The following is a 17,994-nucleotide window of genomic DNA, read 5'->3' on the forward strand; positions in this document are numbered from 1 at the left end:
AAGTAAACAGGTATTAATTTTAAAAGTTTTATCAGTTAACCCTTAACAGAGGTTGCTTTTAATAAAGCTAACCTCTTCCACTGAGGCACAAATCCTGATTTCATCACCCAGCGACCACTCCGCTGCTCTGGCCGCCATAGCAGCAGGAACAGCTTCTGATCCGGGCCCAGCCGGCACATCATAGGTGGCATGGGCATCATGGGGCAACAATACCGAATAACCTCTAGCTAAAGCAGCACGTGCTGTTGCAGCCACACACATTTCTGATAAAACACCACAGATGACTAAAGACTGAACTCTAAGATCATCTAAAATGTGCTGGAGTGATTTTCCCTCAAAAGCATTGTCCTCACTTTTTCGAACCACGTATTCATTAGGCTGAGGAGCAAAAAATAATTCCCAACCTGCCTGATAGGGCTCATCTACCGATCCAGCTTCTCCGTCATTTTGCAGAAAGATCACGGGGGCATTTGCAGCTCTCGCTTTAGCAATTAAAAGATCCACGGCAGTAATCAATGACTCAGATGCAGGAACAGCTTCTGTACCGGTGACAAATGCCCGTTGTACATCAATCACAATCAAAGCGTCTGCATTATTCTGTTGAGTTGAAATAGTAGTTTTTTTATAACCTAAACTATTTTTACAGAATTCTTTCATTATATTTATCTCTAAGGTTATGATTAAATAATAAAATTTTATACCCACCCATTATTTATGAAAGGTTTTCATAAAAATTCAGATGCAGGATAGTGAATATAAAATGCTGTATTCCATAAATATTTTAATTAGAGTTAGTATTGCCCTCTCTTGTTTAATCTTTTCCAACACCCTCTATGCTCAACAAAAAGTGTATGCACAAGCTAAGAATACTTTAGGATGGAATGGGCTGGAAATTGAGTCTGTCTTATTTAAAGATGGAGAAAGAGTATCAAATAACGAGTTTGATAAGAGAATGAAAACCCGTGTTGATAAGTTTAAGTCTCTACACGAATCAAGAATTATTGCAGCGAAAAGTAAGCAAGAAAGATTTCAAGCTGAATGTGACTATTTAGCAGATGCAAAAAAAATTCTAGCTGTATACCTCTCCCTTTACCCAAAACTTTTACAACAACCAGATGCAAAACCTATTTTTCTACAATCTAGAGAATACCTTGAACATTTTAAAATAGAGAACATTCAATGCATTGAATAATTTACCCTATAAAAAACAACCAACCCACTAATCCAAAGAACACCTCAGCCTCTCCTCAAACCCTATGATTCAAGGAGATTAGGTTTTGATTTTGGGCTATCTTGATTTAGAAACTAATGCTGTACTTGCTCTTATATTCCGCCTGCTCTGGTACATTGTGTATGTCCTGATCTGTCATTATTCCGTGCTCAGGCACTTTGGAAGTGTTATGTGCCTCATTTTTAGGCACAATCGGTGGTTTGGTATTAGCGTCATAATCTATTGAGGTACACCCAGCCAGTCCTAGTCCCAATACTCCTGCAAGCCATAATTTTGTCATGAATCCCACCAATTACTATAAAAATCACATAATTTAGCACCTCATTTCAAGCACAACTTATAACCACTCTTTATAAAATGCTTCATTTAAGACACTGAAACTTTAAAACCCATTAGAAATTTAAAACGGCTCAGACCTGTGTTTGCTTGTCAATTTATCCTTACAAAAGACTGCGGTTCATTACACAACAGAATATACAAATCATTGTTTTTTCTATATAAGAGGTATTCATCCTTAACAAACGAGCATATCAGTCATGGAGTCTGTCAGACTTTTATACGTGAGTAAAATTAAGAATATTGACTCAAACTTAAAAACAACTTTGATTGAAATCCTTGATGAGGCTGTAGACTTTAATTATCGCCATAATATTACGGGCGTTTTATATTATGGTCATGGTTATTTCGTACAATGTCTGGAAGGTGCAAAAACAGCTATTGATGACCTGTTTTATAACAGCATTGTCAAAGATGAACGTCATGTCAATTGTGAAATTCTCTACTACATTGAATGTGAAGATAAATTTTTCTCCCAATGGTCTATGAAATTTTCACCGATTAATCAAAATATTACTGATTTTTTCATGAAATATCATTTAGAAGAGTTTAATCCTTACCTGTTAACGGCTGAAACTGTAGAGAAATTTGTGGCGGTTCTGGCTGGCGAACCCGAGTACGATGTACAAGCCTATGTGTCTTAAATAAATCTACTTTTTTAGCAAGATGGCATTCTTGATCAGGAATGCCATTTAACGGATCGAAACACTTTTTTAATTCAAAATTACTTGCAGCATTTTCTGAGAAGTGCTTATATATAAAACAAAGAGGACGACCTCTTTTTTCATTTTTCAAGCTTTAGGACGACCTAAAAATATTATTAAAGAGGTGTCTGTAATGGCTTGGGCTTATCTTATTTTGGCGGGTATCTTTGAAATCATCTGGGCATATTCCATGAAAATGTCCGAAGGATTTACCAAACTCACGCCAAGCATCGTTACCATTGTTTTTATGATCCTGAGTTTTGGCCTGCTCGCCGTGGCAATGAAAACCTTGCCTTTGGGTACAGCCTATACCGTTTGGGTCGGAATTGGTGCAGTTGGTGCATTCCTAATAGGAATATTCTTTTTAAACGAACCGATGGGCTTGTTACGTCTTCTGGCAGCAGCTTCAATCGTATTTGGTGTGGTACTGATGAAAATCACCACCAATTAATGCTTATTTGATAAAGCCCTTTTTTAGGGCTTTTTTAATGCCATTAAATTGCATTTTTCAAGCTATGTTATGCTAAAAAGCCTTTTATATCTTTTAGCAGAGGCAATACGTTGTATAAGATTCGCAAAGCAAGCGCGCATGATTTCGGCGTATTAACAGAAATATGGCTAGCCGCTTCCATTAAGGCGCATCATTTTATTCCTGCAGATTATTGGCAAAGTAATAGTTCCAGAATGCAAGACAACTATCTGCCCATGTCCGAAGTTTATCTAGCTGAAGATATTCACAATATTTATGGTTTTATTGCATTGCTAGACCATACCGTCGCCGCAATTTTTGTCTCCCCTGAATATCAGGCCAAAGGTATAGGCAGACAACTGATTCAATACGCCCAACAAATAAGAAACCGTCTGCAATTAAATGTATATCAAGACAATAAAAATAGTGTGAAATTCTATCAAGCCCATGGGTTCAGGATTTTAAATGAAAGCTTAGATACAGCCACAGGTTCAAAGGAATATATCATGGTGTGGGAGAAGTCATAGAATCCATATGAACGTTAGGCATCGATGATCTAAAATTGATTTTATCCTTTTAGGAAAAGCGCCCTTTCCACCTCACGGCGGCGTACCAGTCCCTTAAGAATTTGTCCTCCCCCTTTATTCCAGACGAGAAACTGCTCTGCTGCGGCTTGATAATCTCCGGTATTTAAACACTTGAGCAGTGTAGAGTTCTTAAACGCATTTTGGCCAATGTTATAACTGAGGGAAACCAATGCATCAAATTGATTTTGAGATAGAGGGACCAGCACCGCATTATTTACACTCGTCTGAAAACTTTTTAAATCATGCTGGAAAAACAGTTTTGCCTGTTCTCTATTGCAATGATCACCGGGTTTGACCCGAATGCCGTCAGGATAAACTGTCGTACCAAAACCAATGGTCCATGTCCCTGTTCCATCGTCATAAGCCGTTAGTTTCAAGTCTTCAAAACCGGTAATTAAATCAACTCCCACCTGACTTACAGATCTTTCCAAATAATCCAGATCGACCGCCACACCAATTGATGCATCAACATCCCCTGCTGTAGCAATATTGGAAACCTGACTTGGATTGTGATGACGATGTTGGACTGACCTGTAATCAAAAATCTTTTTTAAATAATCAAAAATTGTTTTCATGCTGCATTTTCCACGCTTTGACGCCATCTTTTGCTTCAGCTCAATACTAAAATTTTATAATTAACGTTCACGCCTAACATGAACAACAGCTTAGCGAGGTAAATAACCCAATAAAAACCCGCCGAAGCGGGCCCGTTTATTCCTCAATTTCAATCGGATCACCATCTTCAGGGCGAATATGTTTTTCACCGTCATCTGCCGGATCTACACTCGAACCATCTTTGGTAATGCTGTTGTATAACTCATCCTCTTTTTTATCATCAATGAATTCTTCATCTTCAAAATCCAGCGCTTCATTATCGTCATCAAAATTCAAAGGCTTATTTTCATCAATCATGATCTCTATCCTTTATTAACACTCACCCTGTCATGCTTGAATAATTGATCAGGAGATTCAACAGTGAACACACATCATTTGTGTAACCAATGCTTCAGAATGTATGTTTAAGCGATAAAAAAAGGCGCCTGCGCGCCTGTTTTACTGTATTTGCTATAAGTTTGTTACATTCACAGGTGAATAGAAATTTTATATATCGACAATTCACCTTGCTGGTTTATAAAATTACTTAGCTGGTCCTAAGCTTGCGGCTAATTTAGCGAATACTTAATTTGATAAACAAGCTGACTTTTTGGCTATCCGAGCTAAAAATACGGCTTGCAGAAGATGAAAAACACAGTAATTAATTTGTTTCAATCTTGATTATCACATATTGCAAACCTACATATTGGTCGAGTTTGGCGTGATTCAAGGTATCATGAAATTCCGTGGGTACTTCAAGTTCCGTATCTTCAAACATCCATTTGATATTCTTAATAATTTCAAATTTCCCACTGGCGTCAAACTTGATGCCTGGATCAATCACTGACTTGACCCGGAGGTTATTATTCGCCTCGATATCTCTTAATGTGATAATTGCCATATCCATCCCCTGATAAAGAGCTGTTATAGCATATACAATAAAAAAATACTGATAAATTAAATATTTATTTTAGATTCTTTGCATTTGTCTCTGTCTACGGACCAATCCCAGCACTGCTTTACGTGCCCAAATTTCTTCCTCTGAAAAAGGTAAATCTAAAATTAATTTCTCCATAGGCAAGCCACTATTTTCAATCAGAAAACAGTCCTGTTCGGTGGTCCAGTTCGAGGTGACGAGTATCGGTTTAAGGCGGGATCTTTTCATTCCCATAATCTAGTCTATTTTGATCAATAAAAAAGCCCACTCCAGAGGAGTAGGCTTGCCCTTTATTCTTTTGCGCTGAATGAGGGTTATTGTTGTTTAGTTATAATGAAACAACAAAGCGAATATAGAGCAAAGTGTGACGCATATCAACAAAAATATGCAAATAAGCCTGCAACTTTAAAGCCCAGCTACACAATATAAACTTTGACTGTCTAGTCGATTCCTAGCAAAGCTTATTTTTTTCTAGTCATCTTCGCTATCCAGCCTAGGACCAAAAATATCGTTAAAATAATAAATACAATGTACATAGATAAACTCTAATTTAAATAAATACTTAGCTTATGATAAACCATTAAGCCAATCATTTCATCGCCTAAGCGCATTGTATTATTTTTCTATGGAATGTGTGCAGTATCGATACTTTTCTGCTTTATCTTCAATGGCAATGGTATGAATACATGAACAAAAATGCAGTACTTTAGAATACTCAATCGTTTGCGGAACATCTACACCGTAGCACTCACTATCCACTTCCACTAATCTGGGAGCCAGAATCCATCGTCCAGTGAAAAAAGGGGAACCCAACCCAGCAACAACAATGACCAGCAGTATAAAAACAGGAAAGTTATTTTTAATATATGTCAGCATTTTTAATTTCTTGATGAAATTGAATGTTTAGTAGCGTACTAATTTTAATGAGCATAGCATCATTATAGCCTAAAAATAGACATATAAGATTTGTTCAACCCCAAAATATGAAATGTTTTTGTTTTTATTTCAATTAGATAAATTATAATTTCTTTCTATTGACCTAGACCATATGAAACTTCAAATTCAATGTTTTAGCCCGACAATTTTACTATTAACCGGATAAAATCCAACCGACAAGTTGTGACGCACTATCACTTCAAAGTGCTGTAAATATGACCAGCCCATCACCATATCAATAAGGTGAGTTCTGAAATATATTCCTCTCTCCCTACTTTATTTTTCTTTAAGACATCATTTTTCGAACTCACACCGCTCAAAATTTATTTTTGTGGAGCATGTGATGCAAAAGCAACGCTATACAACCCCTTTCGCCCAATATATGGGCAAAGATGTAAATGGGTTTTACAATGTCCGATTAGGACCCAAAATTTATCTGCTCAAAGTTTCTTTGAACTACACTCCTGAATTTGATACCGAGTTTTTTGGAGGTATTCAGGCTGCGCCTTTTGATTGGAATACGGTGCTGGTCAAAGATACCATAGACAGTCAGCCTCGCCCGATTCACTCAAATGAACTGGCCATGAAATGGCTCAAGAGTAATCTGAAAAGGATTATCAACTACCATCGTGCCATTAAGCGCAATGCTGACAGCCAAACAATGCGCTACAGCAAAGAACAGCGTATCGACTTTCGTAATGCGCAATATAATGCGACTTAAGCCCGATCAAGGCAGTAGCGTATCTCTTCCTTGCCTAACCATTTTCCTTTCAAAGGCTGTACTCGCAGCCTTTGGGAGTATCATCATCATGTCAGATGAGCACTGTTCAAAATAATAACGGATATAATCTCTTGATTGAATATTCAATACCTTCTCATTTCGATATTAATGTGTTGGGTAATTCAATTTTTATTGATCGTTCAGGCCATTTTTTAAGATTAATTTTCTTTTGTTGATTTATATTCTAAGTCCATGCATAGAAAGTCACCCAAACAGTTTATCCACGGATAGATCATTTTTTCAGATGACTGGAGACTAGAGATTGAATGATTTTATAGCCTTTCATCGTGATTTGAATAAATACTTCATTGAATATTTAGGATTAGATTTGTTACTACATCAGTGTCTGGGTAAATATCCAAATAGTTCAATAAAAATAGCTATATAGCACTCAGTTAAGTGCAATAATGTTCGATTATTATCCTCATAATTGTTTATTTTATATGGTATTTCATGAACACCATTGATATTAAAGGATTTTTATCAATATAAGGATAAATTGTGGAGTAAAATTACACTCAAATAATAGAGTTTTATTGAAATTTTATTAAGAAACCTTATATTGGTATATACGTAGCGACCAAGAGCCATATGAATCTATTCTCATACAGCATTGGTTTATACCTTTTTGATTAGAGGAACACCTCATGAATAAGTTAACTGTTGCAGTTTTTGCAGGCCTAATTACCCTTACTGGTGTTAGTGTACACGCTGCAACCCCAGAACAAGAATGTAAAAAGTTACAAGATGACTATAACCTCATCTATGCATCTAAAGGATTCTGTTTTAAAGATGCTGATGCAAAAGCAAAATATGGTAACGAGAACTGCCATACCACTAAGCCAAAATTCTCTGATAAAGAGCAGCAACGTCTAGATGACATCAAGGCGCGTCAAAAAGAACTGAACTGTAAATAAGCAAGTTTGCGCGGAGTGTAAGCACTCCGCTTTACTCTAAACAAGAGTCTGCATTTTCAATATTAAAGCACCTACTCCCTATTTAAGGATGAATCATGGCATACGATGACCAAAATATTTTCGCACGTATCTTGCGTGGTGAATTACCTGCAATCAAAATCTATGAAGATGATCAGGTACTCGCATTCATGGATATCATGCCTCAAGCTGATGGTCATGCTTTAGTTATTCCAAAAACTCCTGCAGTTACCCTACTCGACTTGCCTGCAGAAGCAGCGGCTTATACCATTCAAGTTGTACAAAAAGTTGCACGCGCGATTGAAAAAGCCCTGAATGTTGAAGGTATTGTACTGATGCAACTGTCTGGCGCCGCAGCGGGTCAAACCGTACCCCATGTCCACTTTCATCTGATTCCAAGTTCTGTGCATGAGCTGGGTCGCCATGCGGCACAAATGGGTGATCAGGAAAAAATCAAGGCATTTGCTGAAAAGATCAAAGCTGAGCTTTAAATGTCAGTTTAGTCAAAAGCGGAGTTATTACTCCGTTTTTTTATTTTCTAACTCTTTAAAAATAAATAAGAAATATAATTATTACCAAATATGAATCGTCATCAAACTGTCATTTTTCTTTCACTTCTCTGTCACAAAGTTTACCGATACTGCATACAAGTCAGTGAGCTGTGTAACTTTATGTACACAAGCAAGCTTATAACAGTAACTAAGGCATCGGCCATTTACAAAAAAGTGTTTTGGAGAAATATCAATGAAAAAATTGCTTCTTGCTGCTACTGTAGCAACTTTAGCCATGAACGCAGCGCAAGCAGCACCAACATTGTATGGTAAGCTCAATGTGACTTTGGATCAAATTGATAAAAATGGCTTTAAAGACGAAAGCGTAACTAAAGTAAACTCAAACGCTTCTCGTATTGGTGTAAAAGGTGAAGAAAAACTGACTGATAAACTTTCTGCAGTTTATTTGATTGAATGGCAATTTAATGCGGATGGTGATGGCGATCAATCATTCAGCAACCGTAACCGTTTTGTAGGTCTTAAATCTGATGGGATCGGTACCTTAAAAGTAGGTCAGTTTGATTCATACTTCAAAACTGCTGCCGGCAATAATCAGGATATTTTTAACGATCACAATGAATTGGATATGACCAAAGTTCTTGTGGGTGAAGATCGTTTAAAGAACGTGATTGGTTTTGAAACAGATAAAAAACTGCTGGGTGGTTTAGGATTTAACATCATGTTCCAGCAAGGTGAAGAATCATCAGCTGTTAAGAACGATGTTAAGGGCCAAAAAGGCAGCCGTGATGGATTTGGCGATGGTGTGTCAACCTCTTTAACTTATGAAAATAAAGACTGGGGTCTAGCAGCAGCAGTTGCGGGTAACTTTGGGGTTGCTTCTAAATACAATGCTTATAGTGACTTAAGCGGCGACAATAGTGTTTATTCTGATGCAATCCGTGTTACAGGTTCTGTCGACCTGACACCAGCTGGCGTTGACGGTCTTGTGTTTGGTGCATTATGGCAAACAGCTCAACCAACAGATGATACAGTGATGGTAGGCTCACCAGCTGTTTCATACAAGGGCTTACAAGAAGACGCCTATGGTGTAACAGCAGCCTATACCATCCCTTCAACACCGGTGAAGTTAAAAGCAGAATATATTTCTTCTACAACTGAAGTTAATGGCCGTGATGATCGTAAACAAGATCTTTATGGTGTAGGTGCTGACTATCAAATCAACAAACAAACACGTTTCTATGGTGTGGTAGGTCAACAAAAACGTGATTGGTTAGTAAAAGATGATAAGAAAACAACCATCGGTTTAGGTATGGAATATAACTTCTAATCTGAAGTTAGTTCTTCAATAAAAGTAAAAGGGCAATCAATGGATCTGCCCTTTTATTTTTTGGGCCGGACCGGCTGATTATTAAAAAAGTTTTTTACCACTTTACGAAAATTCTGAATCACTTGCTCCTGTGTTCTACCGCGTCTAAAAATAAGCGAGAATGGCGCGTTATAACCAAACGTTGCAGGCAGTAAAACTTTTAAACGTTTTTGTTCCACCCAGTGCTGGGCAAAATGTTCCGGTAAATAACCAATATATTGTCCAGATAAAATTAAAATAAGTTGAGCCTCCATGGAATCAACTGTCGCAAATGAATGCTTAAATCCCTGTTTTGCCAATTCGGTATGACTCCAGTATCCTCGACTGACCATTTTGCCCTGCCGGATAACGTCCGCAGTCAGGTTCTGTTGTGCGAACATGGGATGTTGATCACTGCAAAATAACCATTGTTGTTCTTGATGCAGAGGCTGGTACATGACTCCATTCATTTTCATAAAAAAAGAACCAATCGCAACATCAAAACGGTTTTCCAGAATCCCCATTTGCAATTCATAAGGCGACTGCACCTGGATTTTGATATAGATCTGCGGATATTGCTTTGAAAACTGGCTAATCATCTGATCCAGAGGAATATTCTGATCGGTTACCATACAATCCAACATACCGATTCGCAGCGTCCCGGTTAACTCTCCCTTAATCTGGGCCGTGTGTCTGGAAAAGTTTTCCAGTTCATGCAGGATACGCTTAGCCTCCTGTAAAAACATCTCTCCTTTTTCTGTTAATGAAAAGCCGCCACGTCCCCGTTCACATAACTTAAAACCCACGACTTGTTCGAGTTGAGTCATATAGGTACTAATCGCAGAGGTGGAAAGATTTAACTCCTGCTGGGCATTGGCAAAGCCTTTATTCCTTACCACGCTGACAAAAATCCGAATTAATTTAATATCAGAATAGGCCACGTCTTCCATCATATTTTTCCTTATTTCCCTGCTTCATTTTAAAACATCCCGGATCAGATTAGTTTAGAAAAATCTGAACTAAGTTTTTTAAAAATAGGATTTAACCCAGTTTGCGGGTGGTGAATAAATAAGAAAAAGGAGAAATACATGAACAAGACGTTAAATCAACCGCTCGGTGGAAATGAAATGCCTCGTTTCGGGGGGATTGCCTCCATGCTCCGTCTGCCCGTGGTAGACAATGATGCAGGCCTTGCAGACCTCGATGCAGCTTTTATCGGAATCCCTTTAGATATTGGTACCTCATTACGGTCCGGTACCCGTTTTGGCCCACGTCAAATCCGTGCTGAGTCCGTGATGATTCGACCTTATAACATGGCAACCGGCGCTGCGCCTTTCGAGTCGTTGAATGTCGCCGATCTGGGGGATGTTCCGATTAATACCTTTAATCTGGCTGAAGCCGTACGCATTATTGAAGCACATTATGATCGTATTCTGGCACATCCGATTATTCCCCTGACACTTGGCGGCGATCATACCCTGACCTTACCGATTCTCAGATCTATCTATAAAAAGCATGGCCCTGTTGGCCTCGTTCATATTGATGCGCATGCCGATGTCAATGATGAAATGTTTGGCGAAAAAGTCGCGCATGGCACCACCTTCCGCCGTGCAGCCGAAGAAGGCTTACTCGATTGCCAGCGCGTTGTCCAGATTGGTTTACGGGCTCAAGGCTATAGTGCAGATGATTTTAACTGGAGCCGACGTCAAGGTTTTCGCGTGGTACAGGCCGAAGAATGCTGGCACAAATCACTTGCACCGTTGATGGAAGAAGTCAGACAGCAAGTCGATGGCGGGCCGGTCTATCTCTCCTTTGATATTGACGGGATTGATCCTGCATGGGCACCTGGTACAGGCACACCAGAAATTGGCGGCTTGACTACCATCCAAGCCATGGAAATTGTCCGCGGTTGCCAAGGTTTAAATCTGGTGGGATGTGATCTGGTTGAAGTCTCTCCACCTTATGACACGACGGGCAATACCTCTCTATTAGGTGCCAATCTCCTGTATGAAATGTTATGTGTTCTACCCGGAGTCACCATACATAAGTAATTGTATTCACAAAAGATAGGAATCAAATAAAGACAGACTCAAGGATTTCAGAGGATGAAAATAGATCAATCAAAACGGGCTGCTGCTGCAGCTTTCGTGGGTACAACCATCGAATTTTATGACTTTTATGTTTATGCCACTGCCGCCGCACTGGTTCTGGGTCTGGTGTTTTTTCCTGAAACTGACCCGGTAACCGGTACGCTGGCTGCATTTGCCACTTTTGTGGTTGGGTTTATTGCCCGACCTGTGGCCGCGGTCATTTTCGGACATTTGGGCGACAAAGTGGGCCGTAAGAAGATGCTGCTATTTACCATGCTGTTAATGGGTTTGGCCACTACAGGCATCGGCTTGATTCCGAGTTATCACCATATTGGAATATGGGCACCTGTGCTATTAATTGTGTTGCGCTTTTTACAAGGACTTTCCGTGGGTGGTGAATGGGGCGGCGCAGTGTTAATGGCCAGTGAGCATGCACCTGCACACAAGAAAACCTTTTTTGCTTCTTTTGCTCAAATGGGTAGTCCAGCGGGCCTGATCCTTTGTCTGCTAGTTTTTCGGGCCATTACTTCATTAGATGAACAGGACTTATTCACTTGGGGCTGGCGTATTCCCTTCCTGCTCAGTTTTGTTTTTATGTTGATCGGCCTTGCAATACGTTTAGGTGTCGAAGAGTCGCCAGAATTTAAACAAATGCAGGAAAAACAGGAAATTGTAAAATTTCCCATCAAGGAGTTACTCAAGCATTACTGGCCTCAGGTACTTTTTGCAGGGCTCTCAATCACGATCGGCACAGCGGGTTTCTTTTTTACCAATACCTTTATGATGACCTATGTCACCCAATATGTAGGCATCAGTCGCCCAACCATTCTGGATGCCTTATTTTGGGTAACTGTATTTGAATTTATTGCGATGCCAGTGGCTGCATGGTATGCCAGCAAAATTGGTTCGCATCGTTTTTTGTTCTGGGCGGCCATTTTATGTATCGCCGTTCCTTATCCCATGTTTATGCTGGTCAGCACTAAAAATATTTATTTGATCGTTTTAGGCATTACCTTAGCCGTAATTGCGCTGTCTTCCCTCTATTCCGTTGTGGCTGGTTTTATGGCTGAAGCTTTTCCTGCACAAGTACGCTATTCCGGTATTTCCATTTCCTATCAAATGATTGCAGCGATCACAAGTGGCACTACACCCTTAATTGGAACATTGCTTGCACAACGTTATGCAGGTGAATGGTTACCCTTGGCGCTTTTATTTAGTTTTTTATCCTTGCTTTCTCTGATTGGTATTTGTGGCATTACACATCTCAGGAAGAAGCAAATGCATAGCTCTTTGACTCAGGAACAGCAGGTTTCAAGAGATGCCGCCTAAATTATAAATTTTAGGACCAGGGAAGTTCCTTAGATAAAGCAGGAAAAACAATATGAACAAACAGAATTCTAAATCAATCACACACATTGAAAGTTTTGGTATCGAAGAAATACCTGCATATGCCCGTACGGCGACACCATTCGATCTGTTCCGCCTGAGTTTTGGCGGTGCCAATACCTTCTCGACCTGTGTATTAGGAAGTTTTCCGATTATGCTGGGTCTTTCATTTCAGGCAGGTTTATTGGCAATTTTATGTGGCGTTGTATTTGGCGCATGTATCTTAGCACCCATGGGAATTTTTGGTGCGCGTACCGGAACCAATAATGCCGTAGCTTCCGCTGCCCATTTTGGTGTGCATGGCAGAATTGTCGGTTCGTTCCTGTCCTTACTTACCGCCATTGCATTTTTTTCACTATCGGTCTGGAGCTCCGGTGACGCATTGATTGGAGCCACCCAACGCTTATTCGATCATTCTTCTCAAAGCAACTGGCGTTACGCGCTGGTCTATAACGGCTTTGCCTTACTTGTAATGGTGATCTGTATCTATGGTTTCCGTTTCATGCTACTGGTAAACCGAATTGCGGTGATTGCCTCAAGCTTATTGTTCTTTTTAGGTATTTTTGCTTTTTCTCAACAATTCGATTCAGCCTATGCAGGAAAAATCCAATTGGGACAAGCTGGATTTTGGGCTGCCTTTATTGGTGCGTCATTGATTGCATTTAGCAATCCCATTTCCTTTGGAACTTTTTTAGGTGGCTGGTCCCGTTATATCCCTCAAGAGACTCCGTCACACAAAATCATGGTCGCAGTTTTTGCTTCTCAGCTTGCAACCCTTATTCCCTTTTTATTTGGTCTTATGACAGCCACCATTGTCGCAACTGATGCACCGATGTTTATGCAGCAGAATAATTACATTGGCGGGCTGATTCAGATTGCACCGGCCTGGTATTTTATCCCCTTATGTCTGATTGCGCTGATTGGCGGTTTATCTACAGGCACCACGGCGCTCTATGGTACAGGTTTGGATATGTCGAGTATTTTTCCAAAAAGCCTCAGCCGTGTTAAAGCGACCATCTGTGTTGGCTTGCTCTCGATCCTGTTTATTTTTATAGGCCGTTTTGCAGCGAATCTGACTCAAAGCGTCATGACTTTTGCCACCCTGATTGTGGTGTGTACCAGTCCATGGATCATCATTATGATTATCGGATTTATATCGCGTCGAGGGTATTATAAAAATGATGATTTACATGTATTTGCAACTGCTATAAAAGGCGGTGCCTATTGGTTTCATCATGGCTGGAACTGGCGTGGCATCATTGCATGGATTCCAAGTGCCCTGGTTGGCTTATGCTTTGTGCATTTACCGGATCAGTTTATCGGGATCTGGGGGAATTTATTTAACGGTCTGGATCTCAGTCTACCCATTAGTATTGTACTCGCAGCACTCCTTTATATTTTACTACTCAAACTGTTTCCTGAACCAAGCTCGGTGTATGGCCCCACATTCACGACTGAAAGCTCAAAGCAACAATGTCATTCATCATTTATTTCAAACTAAGCCATTTTTGACTGGATATAGAAGCTGAACTCATCAACATTGACCCAGAAAAAAGCCTGCTTAGATCAAGCAGGCTTTTTTAAAGGAAAAATTATTTCTTTAAAAAACCACTGACCAGATTCAGCACTTGCTGAATATCCTGATTGGCTTCTTGAGGATTGGTATTGCTGCCCTGAGGCGTCAATGAATCAATCACTTGTGGTAGAACCGAAGCGATCGCACCGTAAATCGCCTGTTTAGGCGCTTGGGTTTGCTGAGCAACCTGCTCAACATCCTGATCATCAAATAAGCTTTGAATATTCTGCGCAGGAACATCTTCGGCATTTTGCTGTTGTGGATCGACCCAGCTTTGTACCTGATTGCTTAAACCGGCATTTTTCAGCTTATCCAAGGCACCTTGTAAGCCACCTTGTTTTTGAATCCAGGCTAAAACCAGAGGTAACACGGCAATCAATAAAGTTTGCGCTGTACTACCGCCACCAGTTGCATTGCTTTGGGTTGAACCTGAGGCACCGCCCAATTGACCCAGCACCGAACCTAAGATACCACCTAGGCCCCCTTGCTGATTTTGCGTATTCTGCTGTTGTCCACCCAGTTGACCCAGTACCGAACCTAAAATCCCACCTAAACCACCAGCCTGACCTGACTGTTGTTGACCACCGCCTAAAGCTTGCTTCGCTAAAATTTCAACAATATTGGTTAAATCTGTCATAACCTAAACGTTCCTTTTGGAATTATTTATCCCAAAAGCATACGCTGCTTTGAAAATACAGCACAAAGATAAATTGTTAAATTTTGCAAGGCTTTGCCCTGAAATAATGATCTGATAAAAAGCGCAGCATGAAGCACTTACCAGCGGAATTTATCCCAGTTTTCCGGATTGGCCCAGAATTTGGAATTGAACCAGTCCGGCACATGCTTATAAGTCAAAATATTAAACTGCCACAGTGCAAAGTCACTGTTATGCGTCGTCTTATCAATCAACTGGGTAAACCCGAGCGAACGTAATAGCTTTTCATCTTCACGCTTGCTCACCACCACGATTCGCTTTGCCATCAGGTCACGTAACTTCACCAACAGCTGTGCTTTTTGCGTTTCAGTCAGATTTTGCATTTCTTCTGTATCAAATAATACAAAACCTAAATCATAACGTTGCGTAAATGGCAGACTTAAAAAGTCAGTTACGTTAAAATAATGCCATTGAATTGAAGCATTTTGGTCAATCTGCTGACCGATACAAAGTGCAGTATGAATGGGCTGTTCTTGAGATAAATCGTCTAGCATAGAAGTGATGACATTTTGTTCAGCCATAACTGCAACCCTTGATTGAGAAAGATGAGAGTTTATTCATGGAACTACAAGGCATTTGTCATAAAATGCATGCAGCGCTCAAAACGCATAGTGTAACTGATCAATCAACAAGCAAGGCAAATGTTGAATATAAATTTATATTGGATCGTACAGAAACTGACCTGCCATTTGTGTTAGGACAGGAAATCGAGATCGAATGGACCGGTAATATCTTTTGTACCTCGTGCGGCTCAAAAACACCGAAGTCTTATTCACAAGGACATTGTTTTAAATGTTTTAAAACCAAGGCCGAATGCGACCTGTGCATTATGAAGCCAGAAACCTGCCATTATCACTTGGGCACCTGCCGTGAAGATGAGTTTGCCCATAGTGTTTGCTTCCAGCCGCATATTGTCTATTTAGCTAATTCCAGCGCCTTGAAAATCGGCATCACTCGTATCGTCAACATGCCGACCCGCTGGCTGGATCAAGGTGCAACTCAGGCGCTACCGATTTTAAAAGTCGGATCGCGCCGTCTGTCAGGGCATCTGGAAACCTTGTTTGGTACCCAGATTGCAGATAAAACCGACTGGCGTAAACTTCTTAAAGGAGAAGCTGAACCCTTAAACCTGATAGAAAAACGTGACCAGATTCTGGAAGAATTTGCACCAAAGATTCAAAGTATTCGTGAGGAGTTTAACCAGAATCTTGAGTTCAATGAAAATCTGGAATTTTTGGAAAACGAAAAACAGCAGGAATTCATTTATCCAGTCGAAGCTTATCCTGAAAAGATTAAATCGCTGAATCTGGATAAAACGCCTAAAATTCGTGGTGTGTTGCAAGGCATTAAAGGCCAGTATTTATTAATGGATATTGGGGTGATCAATATCCGTAAGTACACAGGCTATGAGCTGATTCTTCGCGCATAATCCACACCATAAAAAAGGTGGCTTAATTGCCACCTTTTTTGTTTATCCAGTTGTTAAACAGTTCAAAATTGCCTGTACCGGATCCTCGGTATTCCCCGAGATCAACTGCTTATGCATGCTTAAATGTTGCATCATCTGAATATGCGCCGTTTCATGATCCATGAGACGTTCAATTTCAGTGGCTAAATGCTGAGGTGTTGCATCGGCCTGAATCAGCTCCTCAATCACTTTTTTGCCGGCAATAATATTGGGCAAAGAATAATAGGGAATCTTGACCAGCAATTTGGCAATGATATAGGTCAACCAGTTCAACTTATAAAAAGTCACCATTGGACGATGCAATAGCATTGCTTCAAGTGTTGCCGTACCAGAAGCCAATGCCACGATATCACTGGCATTCATGACCATACGGCCAATCTTGGATTCTGCGTCGCTATTTTCCAGCACATGAATTTTAGCTTTCAGGCTCGCATCTAGATTTTGAATGCCCTGTTCAATCTGATGCTTGCGCGCATCATTAATTGCAGGAATTAAAAACTCGAGCTCAGGATGCTTGCGATGCAGGATTTCTGCAGCACCCGTCAATAGCGGCAGTAATCGTTCAATCTCACCACGGCGGCTACCCGGTAATAACGCAATGTGGGTGCTATGCGCCGATAATCCCAGTTGATGTTTGGCTTCCGTAATTGGATTTTTTAACGGTAATTGTTTCGCCAAAGGATGACCGACGAATGCAGCGGCAACCTCATAATTTTCATAAAAGGTTTTCTCAAATGGAAATAAACAAAGGACCAGATCAATACTGCGTTTAATGCCATGTACACGGCCTTGCCGCCATGCCCATACCGATGGACTGACATATTGCACGGTTTTTATCGGTAAATTCTTTTCTTTAATGGTTTTGGACAAACGCAAATTAAAATCTGGCGCATCAATACCAATAAATATATCAACCGGATGCTCGGTCCAGCGTTCGACCAGACCATCACGCACAGCAAATAATTTTTTCAGGTCTTTGAGAACTTCCACAATTCCCATGACCGACAGGATTTCCATGGGATAATAGCTATGGAAACCTTCCGCAATCATTTGTGGACCGCCAATCCCTTCAAATTCAACATCGATGCCTTGTTCGCGAAAACTGCGCATGAGTTTCACGCCTAGAGTATCTCCAGAAACTTCCCCCACCACGATACCAATTTTTAGTTTTTGCTTTAACAAGACCCACGCCCCACAGAAATGTTTAAAAGATTCTAACAGAATGATTTTACATCGAATCACCCCAAACCATGCAAATTGTTCATGATTGGTGAAAATCAATTCTGATCTAAGATGGCATTTATTATTAAAAACACAATCTAGATTTACGATGAATGAAGAATTGATTGAGATGGAACGAAGACTTAATATAAACAAGAATCATTTCCATAT

At 40.1% G+C, this 17,994-nt stretch carries 23 protein-coding genes; 12 read left to right on the plus strand and 11 right to left on the minus strand.

Going from position 1 to position 17,994, the window contains the following annotated elements:
• Nucleotides 1-42: 42 nt before the first annotated feature.
• Entirely contained in the window at nt 43-657 is a 615-nt protein-coding gene (locus tag IEV39_RS05600) for an isochorismatase family protein (protein ID WP_005285746.1), read from the minus strand.
• 82 nt (nt 658-739) lie between these two features.
• Here IEV39_RS05600 and IEV39_RS05605 point away from each other — a divergent pair, with 82 nt between their 5' ends.
• Nucleotides 740-1,192, plus strand: a complete 453-nt coding sequence (locus IEV39_RS05605; RefSeq protein ID WP_005285744.1) for a hypothetical protein — start codon at nt 740-742, stop codon at nt 1,190-1,192.
• 106 nt (nt 1,193-1,298) lie between these two features.
• On the opposite strand, the gene IEV39_RS05610 is transcribed toward IEV39_RS05605, so the two are convergent.
• The gene (locus IEV39_RS05610) at nt 1,299-1,511 is read right to left on the minus strand and encodes a hypothetical protein (protein ID WP_032883155.1); all 213 of its coding nucleotides are present in this window, start codon (nt 1,509-1,511) and stop codon (nt 1,299-1,301) included.
• Nucleotides 1,512-1,767: 256 nt separating this feature from the next.
• On the opposite strand from IEV39_RS05610, the gene IEV39_RS05615 reads away from it, so the two are divergent.
• The 3 genes from IEV39_RS05615 to IEV39_RS05625 all read left to right on the plus strand — a co-directional run bounded on the left by IEV39_RS05615 (nt 1,768) and on the right by IEV39_RS05625 (nt 3,267).
• Nucleotides 1,768-2,211, plus strand: coding sequence for a BLUF domain-containing protein (locus IEV39_RS05615; RefSeq protein WP_005285742.1), 444 nt, complete (start codon nt 1,768-1,770; stop codon nt 2,209-2,211).
• Nucleotides 2,212-2,404: 193 nt separating this feature from the next.
• Nucleotides 2,405-2,722: a DMT family transporter gene (locus IEV39_RS05620; protein ID WP_005285740.1), complete on the plus strand. Its 318-nt coding sequence runs from the start codon at nt 2,405-2,407 to the stop codon at nt 2,720-2,722.
• 110 nt (nt 2,723-2,832) lie between these two features.
• A complete protein-coding gene (locus tag IEV39_RS05625; RefSeq protein WP_005285738.1) occupies nt 2,833-3,267 on the plus strand; it encodes an N-acetyltransferase in 435 nt (144 codons plus the stop codon).
• Between the two features lie 41 nt (nt 3,268-3,308).
• Here the strand turns inward: IEV39_RS05625 and IEV39_RS05630 are convergent, their stop codons facing one another.
• From IEV39_RS05630 to IEV39_RS05650, 5 genes are all read right to left on the minus strand, one after another.
• Nucleotides 3,309-3,902: a lysozyme gene (locus tag IEV39_RS05630; RefSeq protein ID WP_005285736.1), complete on the minus strand. Its 594-nt coding sequence runs from the start codon at nt 3,900-3,902 to the stop codon at nt 3,309-3,311.
• Nucleotides 3,903-4,038: 136 nt separating this feature from the next.
• On the minus strand, nt 4,039-4,239 hold the full coding sequence (locus IEV39_RS05635) for a hypothetical protein (protein WP_005230359.1): 201 nt from the start codon (nt 4,237-4,239) through the stop codon (nt 4,039-4,041).
• Nucleotides 4,240-4,582: 343 nt separating this feature from the next.
• Nucleotides 4,583-4,822 carry a hypothetical protein gene (locus IEV39_RS05640; protein ID WP_005285733.1) on the minus strand — a complete coding sequence of 80 codons (240 nt, stop codon included), beginning with the start codon at nt 4,820-4,822 and terminating at the stop codon, nt 4,583-4,585.
• A gap of 69 nt (nt 4,823-4,891) precedes the next feature.
• Nucleotides 4,892-5,086: a hypothetical protein gene (locus IEV39_RS05645; protein ID WP_032883245.1), complete on the minus strand. Its 195-nt coding sequence runs from the start codon at nt 5,084-5,086 to the stop codon at nt 4,892-4,894.
• Nucleotides 5,087-5,473: 387 nt separating this feature from the next.
• Nucleotides 5,474-5,734, minus strand: coding sequence for a hypothetical protein (locus tag IEV39_RS05650; RefSeq protein WP_005285731.1), 261 nt, complete (start codon nt 5,732-5,734; stop codon nt 5,474-5,476).
• A 403-nt stretch (nt 5,735-6,137) separates the two neighbouring features.
• Here IEV39_RS05650 and IEV39_RS05655 point away from each other — a divergent pair, with 403 nt between their 5' ends.
• The 4 genes from IEV39_RS05655 (at nt 6,138) to IEV39_RS05670 (ending at nt 9,349) form a co-directional block, all read left to right on the plus strand.
• On the plus strand, nt 6,138-6,515 hold the full coding sequence (locus tag IEV39_RS05655; RefSeq protein WP_005230354.1) for a hypothetical protein: 378 nt from the start codon (nt 6,138-6,140) through the stop codon (nt 6,513-6,515).
• 707 nt (nt 6,516-7,222) lie between these two features.
• Complete coding sequence (locus IEV39_RS05660; protein ID WP_005230352.1) at nt 7,223-7,492, plus strand: YARHG domain-containing protein; 270 nt, start codon at nt 7,223-7,225, stop codon at nt 7,490-7,492.
• A 95-nt stretch (nt 7,493-7,587) separates the two neighbouring features.
• Nucleotides 7,588-8,001, plus strand: coding sequence for an HIT family protein (locus IEV39_RS05665; protein WP_005230351.1), 414 nt, complete (start codon nt 7,588-7,590; stop codon nt 7,999-8,001).
• Between the two features lie 253 nt (nt 8,002-8,254).
• Nucleotides 8,255-9,349, plus strand: a complete 1,095-nt coding sequence (locus tag IEV39_RS05670; protein WP_005285729.1) for a porin — start codon at nt 8,255-8,257, stop codon at nt 9,347-9,349.
• A 53-nt stretch (nt 9,350-9,402) separates the two neighbouring features.
• Here the strand turns inward: IEV39_RS05670 and IEV39_RS05675 are convergent, their stop codons facing one another.
• The gene (locus IEV39_RS05675; protein WP_005285728.1) at nt 9,403-10,320 is read right to left on the minus strand and encodes a LysR family transcriptional regulator; all 918 of its coding nucleotides are present in this window, start codon (nt 10,318-10,320) and stop codon (nt 9,403-9,405) included.
• A gap of 135 nt (nt 10,321-10,455) precedes the next feature.
• Here IEV39_RS05675 and speB point away from each other — a divergent pair, with 135 nt between their 5' ends.
• The 3 genes from speB to IEV39_RS05690 are packed head-to-tail and all read left to right on the plus strand — an operon-like array spanning nt 10,456 to nt 14,344.
• Nucleotides 10,456-11,418, plus strand: coding sequence for an agmatinase (speB, locus tag IEV39_RS05680; protein WP_005285726.1), 963 nt, complete (start codon nt 10,456-10,458; stop codon nt 11,416-11,418).
• Between the two features lie 54 nt (nt 11,419-11,472).
• A complete protein-coding gene (locus IEV39_RS05685; RefSeq protein ID WP_005285724.1) occupies nt 11,473-12,786 on the plus strand; it encodes an MFS transporter in 1,314 nt (437 codons plus the stop codon).
• A gap of 52 nt (nt 12,787-12,838) precedes the next feature.
• Nucleotides 12,839-14,344: a purine-cytosine permease family protein gene (locus IEV39_RS05690; RefSeq protein WP_005285722.1), complete on the plus strand. Its 1,506-nt coding sequence runs from the start codon at nt 12,839-12,841 to the stop codon at nt 14,342-14,344.
• A 91-nt stretch (nt 14,345-14,435) separates the two neighbouring features.
• Here IEV39_RS05690 and IEV39_RS05695 read toward each other — a convergent pair whose 3' ends face one another.
• Both IEV39_RS05695 and IEV39_RS05700 read right to left on the minus strand, forming a co-directional pair.
• Nucleotides 14,436-15,056: a YidB family protein gene (locus IEV39_RS05695; protein WP_005285721.1), complete on the minus strand. Its 621-nt coding sequence runs from the start codon at nt 15,054-15,056 to the stop codon at nt 14,436-14,438.
• A gap of 137 nt (nt 15,057-15,193) precedes the next feature.
• A complete protein-coding gene (locus IEV39_RS05700) occupies nt 15,194-15,655 on the minus strand; it encodes a DUF6231 family protein (RefSeq protein ID WP_005285718.1) in 462 nt (153 codons plus the stop codon).
• Nucleotides 15,656-15,693: 38 nt separating this feature from the next.
• On the opposite strand from IEV39_RS05700, the gene IEV39_RS05705 reads away from it, so the two are divergent.
• Nucleotides 15,694-16,563, plus strand: a complete 870-nt coding sequence (locus IEV39_RS05705; RefSeq protein ID WP_005230343.1) for a DUF2797 domain-containing protein — start codon at nt 15,694-15,696, stop codon at nt 16,561-16,563.
• A 42-nt stretch (nt 16,564-16,605) separates the two neighbouring features.
• On the opposite strand, the gene lpxB is transcribed toward IEV39_RS05705, so the two are convergent.
• Nucleotides 16,606-17,784 (minus strand): lipid-A-disaccharide synthase, encoded by a 1,179-nt coding sequence (gene lpxB / locus IEV39_RS05710; protein WP_167510601.1) that lies wholly within the window; start codon nt 17,782-17,784, stop codon nt 16,606-16,608.
• Between the last annotated feature and the right edge of the window lie 210 nt (nt 17,785-17,994).

This window comes from Acinetobacter courvalinii (assembly GCF_014635545.1).
Taxonomy (GTDB): Bacteria; Pseudomonadota; Gammaproteobacteria; order Pseudomonadales; family Moraxellaceae; genus Acinetobacter; species Acinetobacter courvalinii.

Bases quoted from the DNA above. Each gene is read 5' to 3' on its own strand.
- IEV39_RS05620 (WP_005285740.1), top strand. From the start codon at position 2,405: ATGGCTTGGGCTTATCTTATTTTGGCGGGTATCTTTGAAATCATCTGG.
- IEV39_RS05635 (WP_005230359.1), bottom strand. From the start codon at position 4,239: ATGATTGATGAAAATAAGCCTTTGAATTTTGATGACGATAATGAAGCG.
- IEV39_RS05705 (WP_005230343.1), top strand. From the start codon at position 15,694: ATGGAACTACAAGGCATTTGTCATAAAATGCATGCAGCGCTCAAAACG.
- IEV39_RS05615 (WP_005285742.1), top strand. From the start codon at position 1,768: ATGGAGTCTGTCAGACTTTTATACGTGAGTAAAATTAAGAATATTGAC.
- IEV39_RS05645 (WP_032883245.1), bottom strand. From the start codon at position 5,086: ATGAAAAGATCCCGCCTTAAACCGATACTCGTCACCTCGAACTGGACC.
- IEV39_RS05685 (WP_005285724.1), top strand. From the start codon at position 11,473: ATGAAAATAGATCAATCAAAACGGGCTGCTGCTGCAGCTTTCGTGGGT.
- speB (WP_005285726.1), top strand. From the start codon at position 10,456: ATGAACAAGACGTTAAATCAACCGCTCGGTGGAAATGAAATGCCTCGT.
- IEV39_RS05665 (WP_005230351.1), top strand. From the start codon at position 7,588: ATGGCATACGATGACCAAAATATTTTCGCACGTATCTTGCGTGGTGAA.
- IEV39_RS05605 (WP_005285744.1), top strand. From the start codon at position 740: ATGCAGGATAGTGAATATAAAATGCTGTATTCCATAAATATTTTAATT.
- IEV39_RS05600 (WP_005285746.1), bottom strand. From the start codon at position 657: ATGAAAGAATTCTGTAAAAATAGTTTAGGTTATAAAAAAACTACTATT.
- IEV39_RS05630 (WP_005285736.1), bottom strand. From the start codon at position 3,902: ATGAAAACAATTTTTGATTATTTAAAAAAGATTTTTGATTACAGGTCA.
- IEV39_RS05675 (WP_005285728.1), bottom strand. From the start codon at position 10,320: ATGATGGAAGACGTGGCCTATTCTGATATTAAATTAATTCGGATTTTT.
- IEV39_RS05660 (WP_005230352.1), top strand. From the start codon at position 7,223: ATGAATAAGTTAACTGTTGCAGTTTTTGCAGGCCTAATTACCCTTACT.
- IEV39_RS05610 (WP_032883155.1), bottom strand. From the start codon at position 1,511: ATGACAAAATTATGGCTTGCAGGAGTATTGGGACTAGGACTGGCTGGG.
- IEV39_RS05695 (WP_005285721.1), bottom strand. From the start codon at position 15,056: ATGACAGATTTAACCAATATTGTTGAAATTTTAGCGAAGCAAGCTTTA.
- IEV39_RS05650 (WP_005285731.1), bottom strand. From the start codon at position 5,734: ATGCTGACATATATTAAAAATAACTTTCCTGTTTTTATACTGCTGGTC.
- IEV39_RS05700 (WP_005285718.1), bottom strand. From the start codon at position 15,655: ATGGCTGAACAAAATGTCATCACTTCTATGCTAGACGATTTATCTCAA.
- IEV39_RS05655 (WP_005230354.1), top strand. From the start codon at position 6,138: ATGCAAAAGCAACGCTATACAACCCCTTTCGCCCAATATATGGGCAAA.
- IEV39_RS05670 (WP_005285729.1), top strand. From the start codon at position 8,255: ATGAAAAAATTGCTTCTTGCTGCTACTGTAGCAACTTTAGCCATGAAC.
- IEV39_RS05640 (WP_005285733.1), bottom strand. From the start codon at position 4,822: ATGGCAATTATCACATTAAGAGATATCGAGGCGAATAATAACCTCCGG.
- IEV39_RS05690 (WP_005285722.1), top strand. From the start codon at position 12,839: ATGAACAAACAGAATTCTAAATCAATCACACACATTGAAAGTTTTGGT.